This is a genomic window from Curtobacterium phyllosphaerae (assembly GCF_049341865.1).
In the GTDB taxonomy this organism is placed as follows: Bacteria; Actinomycetota; Actinomycetes; order Actinomycetales; family Microbacteriaceae; genus Curtobacterium; species Curtobacterium phyllosphaerae.
In genome coordinates, this window is record NZ_JBMPIU010000005.1 from 226,996 (window position 1) to 245,569 (window position 18,574).

Annotated in this window: 17 protein-coding genes; 16 read left to right on the forward strand and 1 reads right to left on the reverse strand. The window is 72.1% G+C overall.

What is annotated here, in order from left to right; translation table 11 throughout:
* Positions 1-198 precede the first annotated feature (198 nt).
* The 4 genes from mltG (at position 199) to aroB (ending at position 4,465) form a co-directional block, all read left to right on the forward strand.
* Positions 199-1,500 (forward strand): endolytic transglycosylase MltG, encoded by a 1,302-nt coding sequence (mltG, locus tag ACO0E0_RS11070; RefSeq protein ID WP_422871468.1) that lies wholly within the window; start codon positions 199-201, stop codon positions 1,498-1,500.
* Between the two features lie 36 nt (positions 1,501-1,536).
* Positions 1,537-2,772 carry a chorismate synthase gene (aroC, locus tag ACO0E0_RS11075; RefSeq protein WP_422871469.1) on the forward strand — a complete coding sequence of 412 codons (1,236 nt, stop codon included), beginning with the start codon at positions 1,537-1,539 and terminating at the stop codon, positions 2,770-2,772.
* A 62-nt stretch (positions 2,773-2,834) separates the two neighbouring features.
* Positions 2,835-3,356, forward strand: coding sequence for a shikimate kinase (locus tag ACO0E0_RS11080; RefSeq protein WP_422871614.1), 522 nt, complete (start codon positions 2,835-2,837; stop codon positions 3,354-3,356).
* Between the two features lie 11 nt (positions 3,357-3,367).
* Complete coding sequence (gene aroB / locus ACO0E0_RS11085) at positions 3,368-4,465, forward strand: 3-dehydroquinate synthase (RefSeq protein WP_422871615.1); 1,098 nt, start codon at positions 3,368-3,370, stop codon at positions 4,463-4,465.
* A 25-nt stretch (positions 4,466-4,490) separates the two neighbouring features.
* Here the strand turns inward: aroB and ACO0E0_RS11090 are convergent, their stop codons facing one another.
* The gene (locus ACO0E0_RS11090; protein WP_422871470.1) at positions 4,491-4,679 is read right to left on the reverse strand and encodes a hypothetical protein; all 189 of its coding nucleotides are present in this window, start codon (positions 4,677-4,679) and stop codon (positions 4,491-4,493) included.
* Between the two features lie 259 nt (positions 4,680-4,938).
* Between ACO0E0_RS11090 and efp the strand changes: the two genes are divergently transcribed.
* The 12 genes from efp (at position 4,939) to ACO0E0_RS11150 (ending at position 18,539) form a co-directional block, all read left to right on the forward strand.
* Positions 4,939-5,502, forward strand: coding sequence for an elongation factor P (gene efp / locus ACO0E0_RS11095; protein WP_422871471.1), 564 nt, complete (start codon positions 4,939-4,941; stop codon positions 5,500-5,502).
* Positions 5,499-5,981 (forward strand): transcription antitermination factor NusB, encoded by a 483-nt coding sequence (gene nusB, locus ACO0E0_RS11100; RefSeq protein WP_422871472.1) that lies wholly within the window; start codon positions 5,499-5,501, stop codon positions 5,979-5,981. Before efp ends, nusB begins: the two co-directional genes overlap by 4 nt.
* 60 nt (positions 5,982-6,041) lie before the next feature.
* Positions 6,042-6,593, forward strand: a complete 552-nt coding sequence (pyrR, locus tag ACO0E0_RS11105; protein WP_422871473.1) for a bifunctional pyr operon transcriptional regulator/uracil phosphoribosyltransferase PyrR — start codon at positions 6,042-6,044, stop codon at positions 6,591-6,593.
* An 88-nt stretch (positions 6,594-6,681) separates the two neighbouring features.
* On the forward strand, positions 6,682-8,073 hold the full coding sequence (locus ACO0E0_RS11110; RefSeq protein ID WP_422871474.1) for a dihydroorotase: 1,392 nt from the start codon (positions 6,682-6,684) through the stop codon (positions 8,071-8,073).
* Positions 8,070-8,597 (forward strand): PH-like domain-containing protein, encoded by a 528-nt coding sequence (locus ACO0E0_RS11115; RefSeq protein WP_422871475.1) that lies wholly within the window; start codon positions 8,070-8,072, stop codon positions 8,595-8,597. Before ACO0E0_RS11110 ends, ACO0E0_RS11115 begins: the two co-directional genes overlap by 4 nt.
* On the forward strand, positions 8,594-9,808 hold the full coding sequence (carA, locus tag ACO0E0_RS11120; RefSeq protein WP_422871476.1) for a glutamine-hydrolyzing carbamoyl-phosphate synthase small subunit: 1,215 nt from the start codon (positions 8,594-8,596) through the stop codon (positions 9,806-9,808). Before ACO0E0_RS11115 ends, carA begins: the two co-directional genes overlap by 4 nt.
* Positions 9,808-13,086 (forward strand): carbamoyl-phosphate synthase large subunit, encoded by a 3,279-nt coding sequence (gene carB, locus ACO0E0_RS11125; protein WP_422871477.1) that lies wholly within the window; start codon positions 9,808-9,810, stop codon positions 13,084-13,086. The genes carA and carB overlap by 1 nt, the downstream gene beginning before the upstream one ends.
* Positions 13,083-13,952 carry an orotidine-5'-phosphate decarboxylase gene (gene pyrF / locus ACO0E0_RS11130; RefSeq protein ID WP_422871478.1) on the forward strand — a complete coding sequence of 290 codons (870 nt, stop codon included), beginning with the start codon at positions 13,083-13,085 and terminating at the stop codon, positions 13,950-13,952. Before carB ends, pyrF begins: the two co-directional genes overlap by 4 nt.
* A complete protein-coding gene (gene gmk, locus ACO0E0_RS11135) occupies positions 13,949-14,866 on the forward strand; it encodes a guanylate kinase (protein ID WP_422871479.1) in 918 nt (305 codons plus the stop codon). Before pyrF ends, gmk begins: the two co-directional genes overlap by 4 nt.
* A gap of 79 nt (positions 14,867-14,945) precedes the next feature.
* The gene (gene rpoZ, locus ACO0E0_RS11140; RefSeq protein ID WP_422871480.1) at positions 14,946-15,215 is read left to right on the forward strand and encodes a DNA-directed RNA polymerase subunit omega; all 270 of its coding nucleotides are present in this window, start codon (positions 14,946-14,948) and stop codon (positions 15,213-15,215) included.
* Positions 15,216-15,231: 16 nt separating this feature from the next.
* Positions 15,232-16,440, forward strand: a complete 1,209-nt coding sequence (gene metK, locus ACO0E0_RS11145; protein ID WP_422871616.1) for a methionine adenosyltransferase — start codon at positions 15,232-15,234, stop codon at positions 16,438-16,440.
* 8 nt (positions 16,441-16,448) lie between these two features.
* On the forward strand, positions 16,449-18,539 hold the full coding sequence (locus ACO0E0_RS11150) for a primosomal protein N' family DNA-binding protein (protein ID WP_422871481.1): 2,091 nt from the start codon (positions 16,449-16,451) through the stop codon (positions 18,537-18,539).
* Positions 18,540-18,574: the final 35 nt, after the last annotated feature.

Genomic DNA, 18,574 nt, shown 5'->3' on the forward strand with positions numbered 1-18,574 from the left:
GACTCCCGGACCGACACGGACGCCAGATCGGTGCCGTCGCACCCGACGCCGGCGGACGCGCATGTCGGGTCGGGTTCCGGAGATCGCCCGCGCACCAGACGGGAGGCCCGTGCCGCGGCCGCCACGGACGGCACCACAGGCCGCCCAGCGCGTTCCGGCGGCCGGCTCGGTCGTGCCCCTGCCGTGCTGCAAGGCGCGATGGACGCGGAGCACGTCGAGCTGCACGAACTCGTCCCGGGTGCGGGTACGGGTGCTGGTGCGGCGTCGGCCGACGGTGTCGCCGCTGCCCCCGGAGGCACGGGCGGCAGCGGCAGCGGCTCCGGGACCGGTGGTCCCGGGGGCGACGGCCCCGGCGGGTCGGGCGGTCCCGGTGACGGAGGCGGGGGCCGTGGCGGGCGTGGCCGAGCCTCCAGACCGCCCCGGGAGCCGCGCCGCAAGCGCTCCCGTGGCGCGCTCGTCGCCGGCATCGTCATCGTCGCGGTGGTCCTCGCCGGGGGCGCGGGCGCGGCGGTCTTCGTGACACCGAAGGTGCAGGCCGTCGTGGCGAAGCTCACCGGGCACCAGGCGCCCGAGGACTACACCGGGTCCGGACACGGCACGGCGACGATCACGATCAAGGAGGGCGACATCGGTTCCGACGTCGCGAAGACCCTCCAGCGCGACGACGTGGTGAAGAGCTCCCAGGTGTTCTACAAGCTCCTGCTGGCGAGCCCGGACGTCCAGTTCCAGCCCGGGTCGTACCAACTGCGGAAGCAGATGAGCGCGAAGGACGCCCTGTCGGCGCTCCAGGACAGCAAGAACAAGGTGACCGCGTCCATCCTCGTCCAGGAGGGCGCGGTGCTGAAGGACGTCGAGGCCTCGCTCGTGGCGAAGGCGGGCCTGTCGCAGGCCGACGTGCAGGCAGCGGCGAGCGACGTCGGCGCGTACGGGCTGCCCGCCGGGGTCACGAGCCTCGAAGGCTACCTGTTCCCCGCGACGTACCCGGTGAACCCGTCGTGGACCGCGAAGCAGTACTTCCAGTACATGGTGACGACGATGTACGGCAAGCTCGACGCCGCCGGGGTCCCGGTCGACCAGCGCGCGCACATCGTCACCTTCGCGTCGCTGATCCAGAAGGAGGCCGGTCTCGCCGCGGACTACCCCAAGGTCGCGCGGGTGTTCCAGAACCGCATCGACCAGAACATGCCACTGCAGTCCGACGCCACCGTCGCCTACGGCACCGGACACACCGACCGGGTGACCACCACCGACGCCGAGCGCGCCGACGCGTCCGACCCGTACAACACGTACCAGCACCTCGGCCTGCCGCCCGGACCGATCTCGAACCCGGGGACCATCGCGATCGACGCCGCGATGCACCCGGCCGACGGCTCGTGGCTGTACTTCGTCACGGTGAACCTCGACACGGGGGAGACGACGTTCTCCGACACCTACGCCGAGCACCAGGTGGCGGTGAAGCAGTTCCAGGCCTGGCTCCGGGCGCACCCCGAGTACCAGTGAGGTCGGTGCATCCCGGCGCTGTGGGAGGATGGACCCATGCTTCATTGGTTGACCGCAGGTGAGTCCCACGGCCCCGAACTGATCGCCGTGCTCGAGGGTCTCCCCGCCGGCGTCCCGGTGTCGTACGACCAGGTCCGCGCGGACCTCGCGCGCCGGAAGCTCGGGTACGGGCGCGGCTCCCGGATGAAGTTCGAGCAGGACGAACTGCACCTCTCCGGTGGTGTCCGGCACGGGTTCTCCCTCGGCAGTCCGATCGCGATCCGCGTGGGGAACACCGAGTGGCCGAAGTGGGTCGAGGTGATGAGCCCGGAACCCGTCGAGGAGACCACCGACATGTCGCGTGGCCGCTCGGCACCCCTCACCCGTCCGCGCCCAGGGCACGCAGACCTCGTCGGCATGCAGAAGTACGGCTTCGACGAGTCCCGGCCGATCCTCGAGCGTGCGTCGGCTCGCGAGACGGCGGCCCGCGTCGCGCTCGGTGCGGTCGCCAAGTCGTTCCTCGCCGAGCTCGGCATCCGCTCGGTCAGCCACACCTTGCAGGTCGGCACGGTCCGGGTCCCGGACGACGCCGCCCTGCCGATGCCGGACGACGTCGACCGTCTCGACGACGACCAGCTCCGGTGCTTCGACTCCACCACGAGCGAGCGGATGGTCGTCGAGGTCGAGTCCGCGAAGAAGGACGGCGACACGCTCGGCGGCGTCGTCGAGGTCCTGTTCTACGGCGTCCCACCGGGGCTCGGTTCGCACGTGCACTGGGACCGCCGGCTCGACGCTCGGCTCGCCGCCGCCGTCATGGGCATCCAGGCCATCAAGGGCGTCGAGGTCGGGGACGGCTTCGCCACGGCCGGACGCCGGGGGTCCGCGGCGCACGACGAGCTGTACCGCGAGGACGGCGAGATCACGCGGACGACCGACCGTGCCGGCGGCACCGAGGGTGGGATGTCGACGGGGACGGTGCTCCGCGTCCGCGCCGGCATGAAGCCGATCGCGACGATCCCGCATGCGCTCCACACCATCGACGTCGCGACGGGCGAGGACGCTGCGGCGCACCACCAGCGCTCGGACGTGTGCGCCGTGCCCGCCGCCGGCGTGGTGGCGGAGGCCATGGTCGCCCTCGTGCTCGCGGACGCGGTGCTCGAGAAGTTCGGCGGCGACAACGTCGTGGAGACCAAGCGCAACATGGACGCCTACCTCGCGTCGATCCCGGCGACGCTGCAGACGCGTCGTGCGGCATCGACCGCGGCTCCGGCGTCCCACACGTCCGCCTGGTGAGCACCACCCCGACCTCGGTGTCCGGCACGGCCGACAGCCCCGCCGTGGTGATCATCGGGCCGATGGGTGCGGGCAAGTCCAGCGTCGGCCGGAGGGTCGCCAAGGCGCTCGGTGTCCCCTTCACGGACACGGACCGGACGATCGTCCGGTCGCACGGACCGATCGACGCGATCTTCTCGACGCGCGGCGAGCCCGCGTTCCGCACACTCGAGGCCGCCGCCGTCGCCGATGCGCTGCACGTCGGCGGGGTCGTCGCGGTCGGCGGGGGTGCCGTCATGCACCCGGACACCCGTGCCGCGATGGCCGGCAGCCGTGTCGTGCTGCTCACCGTCTCACCCGAGGCCGTCGCCGAACGGATCGCGGGCACCGACCGGCCGCTGCTCGCGTCCGGTGGCCTCGATACCTGGACGACGATCGCGGACGAACGCGCCGCGACCTACGCGTCGCTCGCGCACGTCGTCGTGGACACGTCACGTCGGCCGATGTCGCACGTCGTCGACGACGTCGTCACCTGGGTCCGTCGCGGCCAGGACGCGCCGTCCGCGGGATCCGCCCACCCCGACCACCCACTGGAGGAACCGTGAACACCGTCGAGATGCCACCCGGGACGACCGAGATCCTCGTCGGCGGTCTGCGCTCCGGCGGCCCCGACGGGTACACGGTGTCGGTCGGACATGGTCTGCTCGGTGCCGTCCCGGCAGTGCTCGGACGCACCGTCGCCAAGGTGCTCATCGTCCACGCCGGGCCGATGGGTGCCCGGGCCGAGGCGCTCCGCGACGATCTCGGAGCGGCCGGCTACCAGGCGCTCATCGCCGAGGTCCCGGATGCCGAGGCCGGCAAGCGGGTCGAGGTCGCGGCGTTCTGCTGGCAGATCATGGGGCAGGCCGACTTCACGAGGACCGACGCGGTGATCGGGCTCGGTGGCGGCGCGGTGACCGACCTCGCCGGGTTCGTGGCCGCGACGTGGCTCCGGGGCGTCGCGGTGGTGCAGATCCCCACGAGCGTGCTCGGCATGGTCGACGCGAGTGTCGGCGGCAAGACCGGCATCAACACGAACGAGGGCAAGAACCTCGTCGGTGCGTTCCACGCTCCGGCCGCGGTCATCGTCGACCTCGACCTGGCGACCACACTGCCGAGGAACGAGATCCTCACGGGGTTCGCCGAGATCGTGAAGGCCGGGTTCATCGCCGTGCCCGAGATCCTCGACATCGTCGAGGCGGACGTCGACCGCGCGACCGATCCGACGTCGCCGGAGTTCCGCCGGGTCGTCGAGCTGGCGATCGACCTCAAGGCGCGGGTCGTGTCCGAGGACTTCACCGAACAGGGCACCCGCGAGATCCTCAACTACGGGCACACACTCGGTCACGCGATCGAGCACGCAGAGCGGTACCAGTGGCGGCACGGCGCCGCGGTCGCCGTCGGCATGGTGTTCGCGGCAGAGCTCGCGCGTCTCACGGGGCATCTCGACGACGCGACCGCCGACCGGCACCGGACGATCCTCGACTCGCTGTCGCTGCCGACGAGCTACCCCCTCGGCCGGTGGCAGGGGCTGCTCGCCACCATGCGTCGGGACAAGAAGGCCCGCGCCGGCATGCTCCGGTTCATCATCCTCGACGCGGTGGGCAAACCCGTCGTGCTCGAAGGACCGGAGGACGCGATGCTGTTCACTGCCTACCAGGAGGTCGGCGCGTAGCCTTCGATCGCCGCGCCCCGGGAGGTCACTTCCAGCGGAGCCGGTCCCGCATCCGCCGCCGCCACCAGCGCAGCCGCAGCGAGATCGTGATGGGCTCGCCCGCCCAGACCCGATGTGCCTCCTCCTCGGTCCGGCCGAGGGACCGGAGCGCGCCGAGGTAGGTGATGTGGAGTTGTCGTCGGACGGACTCGCTGTACTTGAACTGCTCGGTCATCGGCGTGCGTCCCCTCCCGGCGGCTCATCGCTCCGCGTCTCCATCAGCCCCCGCCACGATCGCCGCCCACGCGGCGACCGCCTGTGGATGGTGCGTCGGACCGCCGATCTGGGCAGGAGGAGCCGTCCGCTACACTCGTCCGAGGCGTTCGGCGCATCGCGGGAGCGCCGCCGGGCCCGGGGCAGGACCCCGATCGAGCCGCACCGCCCGGACACCACGGCGGCGCACGACACACACCACACGAAACGGAACACAGCGCATGGCGAGCACCACGGACATCAAGAACGGCGCAGTCCTCAACATGGACGGCGGCCTCTGGTCGGTCATCGACTTCCAGCACGTCAAGCCGGGCAAGGGCGGCGCGTTCGTCCGGACCAAGATGAAGAACGTCGTGTCCGGCAAGGTCGTCGACCGCACGTTCAACGCCGGCGCCAAGCTCGAGTTCGCGACCGTCGACCGCCGTGACTTCCAGTACCTGTACACCGACGGCGACCTCTACGTGTTCATGGACAACGACACCTACGACCAGGTGAGCATCCCCGCCGAGATCGTCGGCGACGCCAAGAACTTCATGCTCGAGTCGTCGATGGCGACGATCGCGATGAACGAGGGCAACCCGCTCTACGTCGAGCTCCCGGCGAGCGTCGTGCTCGAGGTCACGTACACCGAGCCTGGCCTGCAGGGCGACCGCTCGACGGGTGGCACGAAGCCCGCGACCGTCGAGACCGGACACCAGATCCAGGTCCCGCTGTTCCTCGAGACGGGTGCCAAGGTCAAGGTCGACACCCGCACGGGCGACTACCTCAGCCGGGTCAACGAGTGAGTGCTCGCTCCAAGGCGCGGAAGCGTGCCCTCGACATGCTCTACGTCGCCGAGGTTCGTGAGCTCCCGATCGGCGAGGTGCTGAGCACCGAGACCGTCCGGCACCTCGACAACCCGGAGCGGGCATCGAGCTGGGACTATGCCCGGCAGATCGTCACGGGTGTCGCCGACTGGAAACCGGACATCGACAAGATCATCGTCGACCACGCCCAGGGCTGGTCCATCGCCCGGATGCCGGTCATCGACCGCTGCATCCTGCGAGCCGGCGTGTGGGAGATCCGGTTCAACGACGAGGTCCCGAACCCGGTCGCGATCGCCGAGGCGGTCGAGCTCGCGCAGTCCCTGTCGACGGCCGAGTCCGCCGGGTTCGTGAACGGTGTCCTCGGTGCGATCGCCGGTGAGTCCCGGACGAGTACGCGGGGTGTCGCGCCTGCGGACGCGGCGGACCTCGTGGTCTCCGAGGACGACGAAGCCCGGTAGGGTTGTCACCGACATCAGCATCCTTTAAATCCGTCCTGTGAGGCGGGGAAGGAGTCCGGAGTGGGCAGCAGGACGGTCCTCCGACAACCCGACATCGCGCGGGCACTGACGCGCATCGCACACGAGATCCTCGAATCCGCCTCCGGCGCCTCGGACCTCGTGGTCCTCGGCATCCCGACGCGGGGTGCGGTCCTCGCGGAGCGGCTCGGCGACGTGCTCGCCGCCATCGAACCGGACGACTTCGGCCCAGCATCGTCCCGGGTCGGCGTCCTCGACGTCACGCTGCACCGCGACGACCTCGCGGACGGCACGGCCCGGCCCCCGGCGCGGACCGTGATCCCGCCGATCGGCGTCGACGGCAAGGTGGTCGTCCTCGTCGACGACGTCCTCTTCTCCGGCCGGACGGTCCGCGCCGCGCTCGACGCGATCCAGGACATCGGCCGGCCTCGCGCCGTGCGCCTCGCGGTGCTCGTCGACCGCGGGCACCGCGAGCTCCCGATCCGCGCCGACCACGTCGGCAAGAACCTGCCGACCGCCCTCGCGGAACGCATCTCGCTGCACCTCGTCGAGACCGACGGCATGGACGAGGTCGTCATCGAGGACGGTGTCTGATGCCGGACCTGCACACCGTCCGGCGGGACACCCGTCCCGCGCGCGGCGAGCGACCGGCCGTCCGGACCCCGGGCCGGGAGGCCACCGCATGACGACCACACACCTCATCCGCGGCGCACAGCTCGTCGACGGCACCCGGGCGGACGTCCTCGTCGTGGGGGACGTGATCACCGCGGTCGGGACCGGGCTCGAGCGGAGCGGCGCGACCGTGGTCGACGCCGACGGCCTCATCGCGCTGCCGGGTCTCGTCGACCTCCACACGCACCTCCGGGAACCCGGGCACGAGGAGTCCGAGACGGTCCTGAGCGGTACCCGCGCGGCTGCTGCCGGCGGGTTCACCGCGGTGAACGCGATGGCGAACTCGTCGCCGGTCGCCGACACCGCTCGCGTCGTCGAGCAGGTCCAGGCGCTCGGCGCCGCAGCCGGCTTCGCCACGGTCCGCCCGATCGGCGCCGTGTCGCAGGGGCTGCGGGGCACGCACCTGTCCGACATCGGCGCGATGGCGACGAGCCGTGCGCGCGTGCGGGTGTTCTCCGACGACGGCTCGTGCGTCGCCGATCCGCTCCTCATGCGCCGCGCCCTCGAGTCGGTCGCGGCCGTCGACGGCGTCCTGGCCCAGCACGCGCAGGACCCACGGCTGACGATCGACGCGCAGATGAACGAGGGTGCGCGCTCCGCCGAACTCGGACTCGTCGGCTGGCCCGCCGTGGCCGAGGAGTCGATCATCGCCCGTGACGTCCTCCTCGCCGAGCACATCGGCGCGCGCCTGCACGTCTGCCACGTGTCGACGGCGGGGAGCGTCGAGGTGGTCCGCTGGGCGAAGTCCCGGGGGATCGCCGTGACGGCCGAGGTCACACCCCACCACCTGCTCCTGACCGAGGACCTGATCACAGGCCAGGACACGGACGACGGGGTCGGCCGAGCGGTCCCCGACGGCCGGTACAAGGTCAATCCGCCGCTCCGCCGCCGGGAGGACGTCGACGCACTCCGCGCGGCACTCGCCGACGGCACCATCGACATCGTCGCCACCGACCACGCGCCGCACCCCGCCGCGGCGAAGTGCTGCGCATGGCCCGCCGCCGCGAACGGCATGGTCGGTCTCGAGTCGGCGCTGAGCGTCGTGCACGAGGCCGTCGTCTCGACCGGTCAGCTCGACTGGACCGACATCGCCCGCGTCCTGTCCGAGCGGCCGGCGGAGATCGGTCAGGTCGCGGGACAGGGTCTCGGCCTGCGGGTGGGAGCGCCCGCCGAGTTCACCCTGTACGACCCCGCGGCGGTCCGTGACTTCGGCGTGCAGGACCTCGTCGGGCGGTCGCGCAACTCGCCGTACCTCGGCATGCGGCTCCCCGGCCGGGTCGTCGCGACGTTCCACCAGGGCTACCCGACGGTGCTCGACGGCCGGGTCCGGGACCCTGCGGAGATCGCCGCGCGCGCGGAGCATGCCGCCGCGCACCCGACGGCACGGGGGACGACCGCATGAGGTGGCTCGTCGGACTCGTCATCCTCCTCGCCGTCGCAGCGCTGTTCGTGGCGATGGTCCGGACCTGGCGGACGCGCGGCCGCACGCAGGCCGCCGCCGCGCCTCCCGTCCCCGTCCCGTCCGACGTCGGGCCGGAGCGCGGCTCCTGGGACGGCTTCTACGTCGCGACGACCCGCGCCGACGAGCCGCTCCAGCGGATCGTGGCCGGTCCGTGGGGCTTCCGCGGTCGCGGCGGCGTCGCGGTGCACGATCGAGGCGTCGTGATGACCCTCGCCGGCGCACCGGACCGGTTCGTCGCCTGGCGCGACCTCCGCGGCGCGGACCGCGCGACGTCGACCATCGACCGCGTGGTCGAACCCGGCGGACTCGTCCGTCTGCGGTGGACCGCGACCGGCGCCGACGGTGCGACCGACCTCGACAGCTACTACCGGTTCCCGGAGGGCGACACCGACGTGCTCGCCGCGCTCGGGGGACCTCGGAACGACGCGACACCCCCGGCGACGGGCGACGAAGGAGAACGATGACACGCGAACGGGCACTGCTCGTCCTCGAGGACGGCACCAGCTACCAGGGACAGGCCTACGGCGCCCGCGGCCGATCGCTCGGTGAGGTCGTGTTCGCGACCGGCATGACCGGGTACCAGGAGACGCTGACCGACCCGTCGTACGCGGGCCAGATCGTGGTGCAGACCGCACCCCACATCGGCAACACCGGCGTGAACGACGAGGATACGGAATCCGCCCGCATCTGGGTCGCCGGGTACGTCGTCCGGGACCCGAGCCGCGTGGTGTCGAACCACCGTGCGACGGCGAGCCTCGACGACCACCTGGAGCGGGACGGCATCGTCGGCATCGCCGGGGTCGACACGCGTGCGGTGACCCGCCGCATCCGGGACACGGGCGCGATGAAGGGCGGCGTGTTCAGCGGGCCGGACGCCGACCTGCCGGCCGACGAGCTGCTCCGCATCGTCCGGGACCAGGACGGCATGGCGGGACGGAACCTGTCCGCCGAGGTCTCGACGGCCGACGAGTACGTCGTCGAACCGGACGGCGACCGCATCGGGAGCGTCGGCGTCCTCGACCTCGGCGTCAAGACGAGCACCGTCCGCTACCTCGCCACGCGCGGGTTCGAGGTGCACGTGCTGCCGCAGGACGTCACCGTCGAGCGGCTCAGGGAGCTCGACCCCGACGCGCTGTTCTACTCGAACGGCCCGGGCGACCCGTCCGCCTCCGACGTCCACGTCGCGCTGCTGCAGGAGAACCTCCGCGACGGCCGACCGTTCTTCGGCATCTGCTTCGGCAACCAGCTGCTCGGCCGGGCACTCGGCTTCGGCACGTACAAGCTCCCGTTCGGACACCGCGGCATCAACCAGCCGGTGCTCGACACCACGACCGGCAAGGTCGAGATCACGAGCCAGAACCACGGCTTCGCGGTCGACGCACCGATCGGAGAGGTCGTCGAGTCCCCGGCGGGCTTCGGCCGCGTCGAGGTGAGCCACTTCAGCCTCAACGACGACGTGGTCGAGGGGCTCCGTGCCCTCGACATCCCCGCGTTCAGCGTGCAGTACCACCCGGAGGCCGCCGCCGGACCGCACGACAGCATGTACCTCTTCGACCGGTTCCGGGACATGGTCGTCGCCCGGAAGGCCGGGAGGCCCGGGGCCGGGTCCGCCGCGGCCGGCACCGACTCCTCGACGAACGACTCATCCTCCACAAGCGAAACGGATGCACTCTGATGCCGAAGCGCGCAGACATCTCCTCGGTCCTCGTCATCGGGTCCGGCCCGATCGTCATCGGCCAGGCCGCCGAGTTCGACTACTCCGGGACCCAGGCGTGCCGCGTCCTCCGCAGCGAGGGCATCCGGGTCATCCTCGTGAACCCGAACCCCGCGACGATCATGACCGACCCGGACTTCGCCGACGCGACCTACATCGAGCCGATCTCGAACGAGTCGCTCGAGGAGATCATCCGGATCGAGCGGCCCGACGCGGTGCTCCCGACGCTCGGCGGCCAGACGGCCCTCAACGCCGCGATCGCGCTCGACGAGGCCGGCATCCTGGCCGCGCACGGCGTCGAGCTCATCGGCGCCAAGGTCGACGCGATCCAGCGCGGCGAGGACCGGCAGCTGTTCAAGACCCTCGTCCTGGAGTCCGGGGCCGACGTCGCCCGGAGTCACATCGCGCACACCGTCGACGAGGCCAAGGCGTTCGCCGAGGACCTCGGGTACCCGCTCGTCATCCGCCCGTCCTTCACGATGGGCGGGCTCGGCTCGGGACTGGTCTACACCGAGGCCGAGCTCGTCCGGATGGTCGGCGACGGCCTGCACGCCAGCCCGACGACCGAGGTGCTCATGGAGGAGTCGATCCTCGGCTGGAAGGAGTACGAGCTCGAGCTGATGCGGGACAACGCCGACAACACCGTCGTGGTCTGTTCCATCGAGAACGTCGACCCGGTCGGCGTGCACACGGGCGACTCGATCACGGTCGCCCCCGCGCTGACGCTCACTGATCGCGAGTACCAGAACCTCCGGGACATCGGCATCGACATCATCCGCCGGGTCGGCGTCGACACCGGCGGCTGCAACATCCAGTTCGCGATCGACCCGGCGAACGGCCGCGTGATCGTCATCGAGATGAACCCGCGCGTGTCCCGGTCGAGTGCGCTCGCATCGAAGGCGACCGGGTTCCCGATCGCCAAGATCGCCGCCAAGCTCGCGATCGGCTACCGTCTCGACGAGATCCAGAACGACATCACCGGGGTCACCCCGGCGAGCTTCGAGCCGACGCTCGACTACGTCGTCGTCAAGGTCCCGCGGTTCGCGTTCGAGAAGTTCCCGGCGGCGGACGCCACGCTCACCACGACGATGAAGAGCGTGGGCGAGGCGATGGCCATCGGCCGGAACTACGCCACCGCGCTCCAGAAGGCCCTCCGGAGCCTCGAGAAGCGCGGCTCGAGCTTCTCCTGGGACACCCCGGCGGACCAGCTCGACCGGCAGCACCTGCTCGAGGTCAGCTCGGTCCCGACCGACGGGCGCATCGTCACCGTCCAGCAGGCGCTGTACGCCGGCGCCACGAGCGCCGAGGTGTTCGACGCCACCGGCATCGACCCGTGGTTCATCGACCAGATCGTGCTCGTCAACGAGGTCGCGGCCGAGGTCCGGGACGCCGCCGAGCTCGACGCGGACACCCTCCGCTGGGCGAAGCAGCACGGGTTCAGCGACGTCCAGATCGCCGCGCTCCGCGGGACCGACGAGGGCAGCGTGCGCGCCGTCCGGCACGAGCTCGGCGTCCGTCCGGTGTTCAAGACCGTCGACACGTGCGCGGGGGAGTTCCCGGCCCTGACCCCGTACCACTACTCCAGCTACGACGCCGAGACCGAGGTCGCACCGAGCGACCGGAAGAAGGTCGTCATCCTGGGGTCCGGGCCGAACCGCATCGGACAGGGGGTCGAGTTCGACTACTCCTGCGTGCACGCGTCGTTCGCGCTGAGCGATGCCGGATTCGAGACGATCATGGTCAACTGCAACCCGGAGACGGTCTCGACGGACTACGACACCTCGGACCGGCTCTACTTCGAGCCGCTGACCGCCGAGGACGTCCTCGAGGTCATCGAGGCGGAGTCGGCGTCCGGCGAGCTCGTCGGCGTCGTCGTGCAGCTCGGCGGGCAGACCGCACTCGGGCTCGCGAAGCCGCTCGAGGCCGCCGGCGTCCCGATCCTCGGCACCACGCCGACCGCGATCGACTCGGCCGAGGAGCGCGGGCAGTTCTCGGCGATCCTCGACGAGGCCGGACTCCTGGCACCGCGGAACGGCACCGCGCACGACCTCGCGAGCGCGACGGTCGTCGCCGAGGAGATCGGCTACCCGGTCCTCGTCCGCCCGTCGTTCGTCCTCGGCGGGCGCGGCATGGAGATCGTCTACGACACCCCGTCGCTCCGCGACTACTTCGACCGGGTCGCAGACCAGGCGATCATCGGCCCGGACCTGCCCTTGCTCGTCGACCGGTTCCTCGACGACGCCGTGGAGATCGACGTCGACGCACTGTTCGACGGCGATCGGCTGTACATCGGCGGGATCATGGAGCACATCGAGGAGGCCGGCATCCACTCCGGGGACTCGGCCTGCACGCTCCCGCCGGTCGGTCTCGGCCGCGGCGAGATCGACGCCGTCCGGATCGCGACCGAGAAGATCGCCCGCGGGGTCGGCGTGAACGGGCTGCTCAACGTGCAGTTCGCGATCGCGGCGGGCGTGCTCCACGTCATCGAGGCGAACCCGCGCGCGAGCCGCACCGTGCCGTTCGTGTCGAAGGCGCTCGGCATCGCCCTGGCGAAGGCCGCGGCCCGGGTGATGACCGGAACGAGCATCGACGCCCTGGTCGCCGAGGGGCTGCTCCCGGAGCGCGACGGCTCGGTCGTGCCGATGCAGGCCCCCGTCGCCGTGAAGGAGGCCGTGCTGCCCTTCCGACGCTTCCGCACCAAGGACGGGCAGGTCGTCGACAGCGTGCTGAGCCCCGAGATGCGCTCGACCGGCGAGGTGATGGGCATCGACCGCGACTTCCCGCGGGCGTTCCTGAAGAGCCAGATCGCGGCGTACGGCGGTCTCCCGACGTCCGGCACCGTGTTCGTGAGCGTCGCCGACACCGACAAGCGCGCGATCGTCCTGCCGGTGCACCGCCTGCAGCAGCTCGGGTTCACCATCATCGCGACGGAGGGCACGGCCGAGATCCTCCGTCGCAACGGCATCGAGGTCGGACTCGTCGGCAAGTACAGCGCCGGCGGCGAGAGCGTCGTCGACCTGCTCGCCCGCGACGAGGTCGACATCGTGATCAACACGCCGTCCGGTGCCGCGGGCCGCGCCGACGGCTACGAGATCCGCGCGGCGACGGTCGCCGCGGACAAGCCGCTCTTCACCACGATCGCCCAGGTCGGTGCCGCGGTGGCGGCGATCGAGACGATCGGGACGCCGCACTCGGTCCGCAGCCTGCAGGACTACGCGCTCGAGCGCGCGACCTGGTGACCGGCGGCGCCTCGTCGGCCGCCTTCGGCGTGCGACTCGCGGCCGCCATGCGGTCGCGGTCGCCGCTCTGCGTCGGCATCGACCCGCACGGCGCGGTCCTCGACGCGTGGGGCCTCGCGCGTGACGAGGCCGGGCTCACGGCGTTCGGCACGGTCCTGGTGGATGCCGCCGCGGAGCGCGCCGCCGTGGTGAAACCGCAGGTCGCGTTCTTCGAGGCCGCCGGCGCCGCGGGCTACCGCGCGCTCGAGACGACCATCCGACGGGCCCGCGACGCCGGGCTGCTCGTGATCGCGGACGCCAAGCGCGGCGACATCGGGTCGACGGGCGACGCCTACGCCGAGGCATGGCTCGAGGTGGGCTCGACCCTCGCGTCGGACGCGCTGACCGTGTCGCCGTACCTCGGGTTCGGTGCGCTCGCGGGGACGATCGCGACCGCCCGCGCGAACGGTGCCGGACTGTTCGTGCTCGCGGCGACGAGCAACCCGGAGGGGCGCACCGTGCAGACCGCGGTGGTGCAGGAGGGGCCGCGTTCGGGAGCGAGCCTCGCCGCCGGTATGGTCGAGGACGTGGCAGACGACAACCGACGCTCCGACGGGCAGGACCCGGGGTCGATCGGGCTCGTGCTCGGCGCGACGCTCGACCTCGACGACTTCGGGATCACCACGGCGGCCCTCGGGACATCCCCGGTCCTCGCACCGGGGTTCGGTGCTCAGGGCGCACGCATCGAGGACCTCCGGGCGCGCTTCGGCGCGATGGCCGACCAGGTGCTCGTGAACGAGTCCCGCGGACTGCTGTCGGCCGGACCCGACGGGGTCCGTGGACTCGTGGCGGACCGCGTCGACCGGATCCAGGCGGCGCTCGCGTGAGCAGCTCGACGCCCCCCGAGGTCGACCGCGTTGCGGCAGCGCGTGCCGCCGTCGCCGCCCGACGTGCACGTGCGGCGGTCAAGGCGGACGTGACCGCGGGCCGACGGACGCCGCTCGAGGTCGCCCGGGCGGCCTGGACGCCCCTCCCGACCGAGGACGACGGCGTCGACCCGTCCGCCGCCGAGCGGTCGATGCGTGTCCGCGACCTGCTGACGAGCATCCCCGGCATCGGTCCGGCGCGCGCCGAGGCCGTGATGGCCGCACTCCGCATCGCGCCGTCGAAGCGTCTCGGCGGACTCGGGAGTCGCCAGCGCGGCGAGCTCGCCGACTGGTTCGTGGCCCGGTCGTCGCGCACCCGCGGCGCGTCGAAGCTCGTGGTGCTCGCCGGACCGACCGCCGTCGGCAAGGGCACCGTGTCGGCGTACATCCGTGAACACCACCCCGAGGTCCTGCTGAGCGTCTCGGCCACCACGCGCAAGCCGCGTCCGGGCGAGGTGGACGGCGTCCACTACTACTTCGTCGACGACGCCGAGTTCGACCGGATGATCGCCGACCGCGAGCTCCTCGAGTGGGCGACCGTGCACAACTCGTACCGCTACGGCACGCCTCGACCGCCGATCGACGCGGTGCTCGACGACGGCGGCAAGGTGCTCCTCGAGATCGACCTGCAGGGTGCCCGCCAGGTGCGCACCGCGATGCCGGAGGCGCTCCTGGTGTTCCTCCTCCCGCCGACGTGGGAGGAACTCGTCCGTCGGCTCATCGGTCGGGGCACCGAGGACGCCGCCGAGCAGCAGCGTCGACTCGACACCGCCAAGGTCGAGCTCGCCGCCCAGGACGAGTTCGACGTCCGGATCGTGAACAACGATGTCGGCACCGCGGCGCAGGACGTCGTAGACTTGTTCCTCGCGCGCTGAGACGGGATCGTCCGCGCGCCCGCACGCAGCACTCGACGTCGGTCGCACCCGGCCGCACGCAGCAACCGAAGGAGTCACCATGGCCGACCGTTCCAAGGGCATCATCGACCCGCCCATCGACGACCTGCTCTCCAAGGTCGAGTCGAAGTACGCGCTCGTGATCTTCGCGTCGAAGCGCGCCCGGCAGATCAACGACTACTACGCCGACCTGCACGAGGGTTCGCTCTTCGACAACGTCGGCCCGCTCGTCGACTCGACCATCGACGACAAGCCGCTCTCCGTCGCGATGCACGAGATCAACGAGGACAAGCTCACCGCCACGCCGCAGGCCGCGACCCCCGCCGTCTGACCCGGTGAGCACCGCTCTGAGTCCCCTGCGCCTGTTCACGTCGGAGTCCGTGACCGAAGGTCACCCCGACAAGATCTGCGACCAGATCTCGGACCGCATCCTCGACGCGCTCCTCGCGGTCGACCCGATGAGCCGCGTCGCGGTGGAGACGCTCGTGACCACCGGGCTCGTGCACGTCGCGGGCGAGGTCACGACCTCCGGGTACGTCGACATCCCGACCATCGTGCGCGACGTCATCACCGGGATCGGGTACAACTCGTCCGAGGTCAGCTTCGACGGGCGCACCTGCGGCGTCGAGGTCTCGATCGGGGCGCAGTCGCCGGACATCGCGCAGGGCGTCGACGAGTCGCTCGATGCCCGCTCCGGGCTGGCGGTCGACCCGCTCGACCGACAGGGCGCCGGCGACCAGGGCATCATGTTCGGGTTCGCCACGAACGAGACGCCGGAGTACATGCCGGTCGCGATCTGGCTGGCGCACCGACTCGCCGAGCGGCTCGCGGCGGTCCGCAAGTCCGGCGCGCTGCCGTTCCTCCGCCCGGACGGCAAGACCCAGGTGACCGTCGGGTACGACGGCGTCGTGCCGCGGACCGTCGAGACGGTCGTGCTGTCGACCCAGCATGCGCCGAGCATCTCCCTCGCGGACCTGACGGCCGAGGTCACCGAGCACGTCATCCTCCCGGTGCTCGCGGAGTCGACCCTCGACGCCTCGCACGTCGACGTCATCGTCAACCCCACGGGTCGGTTCGAGATCGGCGGGCCACAGGGCGACGCCGGACTCACCGGGCGCAAGATCATCGTCGACACCTACGGCGGTGCGTCCCGCCACGGCGGCGGCGCGTTCAGCGGGAAGGACCCGTCGAAGGTCGACCGCTCGGCCGCCTACGCGATGCGCTGGGTGGCGAAGAACGCGGTCGCGGCAGGGCTCGCCGACCGGCTCGAGGTGCAGGTCGCGTACGCGATCGGCCGTGCCGCACCGGTGGGACTGTACGTCGAGTCGTTCGGGACCGGCCATGTGTCCGACGACGTCATCGCGACGGCGATCCGGAGCGTGTTCGACCTCCGGCCGGCCGCGATCATCCGCGACCTCGACCTCCTCCGACCGAAGTACGCGGCGACGTCGACGTACGGCCACTTCGGTCGGGAGCTCCCGGGCTTCACGTGGGAGTCGCTCGACCGTGTCGACCAGCTCCGTGAGGCCGCCGGCCTCGTCCCCGCCGCCGTCTGAGCACCACCGTGGCCGAGGACACGCCCGGACCGGACGTGCCCCGCGCCGTGCCGGACGTGCCCCGCGCCGTGCCGGACGTGCCCCGCGCCGCGCCGGACGTGCCCCGTGCCGCGCCGGTGGTCGCCAGGGTCGTGCTCGACTCGCCCTTGCCGCAGCTCGACCGACTGTTCGACTACCGGATCCCGGACGAGCTCGTCGACGCCTGCGTCCCCGGCGTCCGCGTCCGGGTGCCGCTCCGGACCGGGGCACGGATGTCCGACGCGTTCGTCGTCGAGACCACGTCCGAGAACGCGTTCCCCGGCGAACTCAGCGCCGTCGAGGAGCTCGTCAGCCCGGTCCCGGTCCTCGCCCCCGAGGTCTGGCGGCTCGCCCGTGCCGTCGCCGACCGTGCCGCCGGGGTGGCGAGCGACGTCCTCCGGCTCGCCGTCCCGCCGCGGCAGGTCCGCGCCGAGAAGGCGTTCCTGGCGCGCGACACGAACGCGGTCCCGCCGGCGGTCCTGGCCCCGACGGTCACCGCCTACCCGGACGGAGTCGTCGAACGCGTCGTCGCGACCGGTGGCCGCGCTGCGCTCACCGCCGTCGCGCACCCGGTCCGGCTCGCCGACGACTCCTGGGTGTCCGGGTGGGCCACGACGTTCGCGCAGACCGCCGCCCGGACCATCGCCACGGAGCGCACCGCGATCCTCGTCGTGCCCGACTTCCGCGACCTGGCCGAGTTGGAACGCGCCGTCACGAGCTTCGTCCCGGCGGAACGCGTCGTCCGGTTCGACGCGAAGCAGACGAACGGCCAGCGGGCGAAGGCGCTGCTGCAGGCCAGGGGCGGACCGGTCGTGGTCATCGGGAACCGCAGCGCGATCTACGCCCCGGCGACCGACCTCGGCCTCGTCGCGATCTGGGACGACGGTGACGAGTCGTACGTCGAGCAGCGGGCGCCGTACGTGCACACCCGCGACGTCGCACTCCTCCGGACGGCGCAGTCCGGGGCGGCGCTCGTCCTCGCCGCGCACGCCAGGACCACCGACGTCCAGCGGCTCGTGCAACTCGGCTGGCTCGAGGACGTCCGCCCGCAGCGCGCCGTGACACCCCGCGTCGTGCCGACCGCGAACCAGACGTCGGCGGAGGGCTTCGCCGCGCACGCGCGGATCCCGTCGTCGGCGTGGCAGGCGGCGCGGGCGGCGAGTCGGGAGGGGCCGGTGCTCGTGCAGGTCGCGAGCCCCGGCTTCGCGACCGGGCTGGTGTGCGCGGACTGCGGGGAACGCGCCCGGTGTCCGCGGTGCGGCGGCCCGCTCGGGAGCGCGACGTCCGGCGGTGCGCCCGAGTGCCGCTGGTGCGGCGCGCTCGCGGTCGGCCACCGGTGTCCGACCTGCGGCGGCGGTCGGCTCACACCGGTCGGCAACGGGGCGCAGCGGACCGCAGACGAACTGGGTCGGGCGTTCCCCGGCACCCGGGTGGTCGTCGCCGACGGTGCGCGGCAGATCGACACCGTCGGTGACGGACCGGCGATCGTCGTCGCGACGCGCGGCGCCGAACCGGCGGCCCCCGGGGGCTACGCCTGCGTGCTCCTGCTCGACGGCGAACGGATGCTGGCGCGCGAGGGCCTCCGGGTCGCCGAGGACGTCCTGCGGATCTGGGCGAACGCGGCCGCGCTGGCGTCGCGCGGCGGCACGGTGTACCTCGTCGGCATCGGCGGCCGGCTCGCGACGGCGATGGCGACGTGGCGGCTCGACGTCCCGGCGCACGAGGAGCTCGCCGACCGTCGGGTGCTGCACTTCCCACCGGCGGTCCGGGTCGCGACGCTCACCGGGACCGAGGACGCGGTCTCGGCCGCCGTGGAGGCCCTCGGCGACACCACCGTCGGACCCGTGCTCGGCCCGGTCCCCGCCCCGGACGCCGGCACGACCGCGAACCCGCTGCCCGGTGCGGTCCGGGCGATCGTGCGGTTCCCGTACGCACACGGCGCCGAGGTCGCGGCGACGCTCAAGGCCGAGGTCATCCGTCGCTCGTCCACGCGGCGGGTGCTGCCCGGCGGGGACCGCCGCCGCTCGGCCCCTACACTCAGGGTGCGTCTCGACGACGTCGAGCCCTTCGCCGGGACCTGACCGGCACGAGTGCTCGCGGGTCCGTCCCGCACCAC

Coding starts and splice junctions, on each gene's coding strand:
- mltG (WP_422871468.1), top strand. CDS start 199: ATGGACGCGGAGCACGTCGAGCTGCACGAACTCGTCCCGGGTGCGGGT.
- aroC (WP_422871469.1), top strand. CDS start 1,537: ATGCTTCATTGGTTGACCGCAGGTGAGTCCCACGGCCCCGAACTGATC.
- ACO0E0_RS11080 (WP_422871614.1), top strand. CDS start 2,835: ATGGGTGCGGGCAAGTCCAGCGTCGGCCGGAGGGTCGCCAAGGCGCTC.
- aroB (WP_422871615.1), top strand. CDS start 3,368: ATGCCACCCGGGACGACCGAGATCCTCGTCGGCGGTCTGCGCTCCGGC.
- ACO0E0_RS11090 (WP_422871470.1), bottom strand. CDS start 4,679: ATGACCGAGCAGTTCAAGTACAGCGAGTCCGTCCGACGACAACTCCAC.
- efp (WP_422871471.1), top strand. CDS start 4,939: ATGGCGAGCACCACGGACATCAAGAACGGCGCAGTCCTCAACATGGAC.
- ACO0E0_RS11110 (WP_422871474.1), top strand. CDS start 6,682: ATGACGACCACACACCTCATCCGCGGCGCACAGCTCGTCGACGGCACC.
- ACO0E0_RS11115 (WP_422871475.1), top strand. CDS start 8,070: ATGAGGTGGCTCGTCGGACTCGTCATCCTCCTCGCCGTCGCAGCGCTG.
- carA (WP_422871476.1), top strand. CDS start 8,594: ATGACACGCGAACGGGCACTGCTCGTCCTCGAGGACGGCACCAGCTAC.
- carB (WP_422871477.1), top strand. CDS start 9,808: ATGCCGAAGCGCGCAGACATCTCCTCGGTCCTCGTCATCGGGTCCGGC.
- rpoZ (WP_422871480.1), top strand. CDS start 14,946: ATGGCCGACCGTTCCAAGGGCATCATCGACCCGCCCATCGACGACCTG.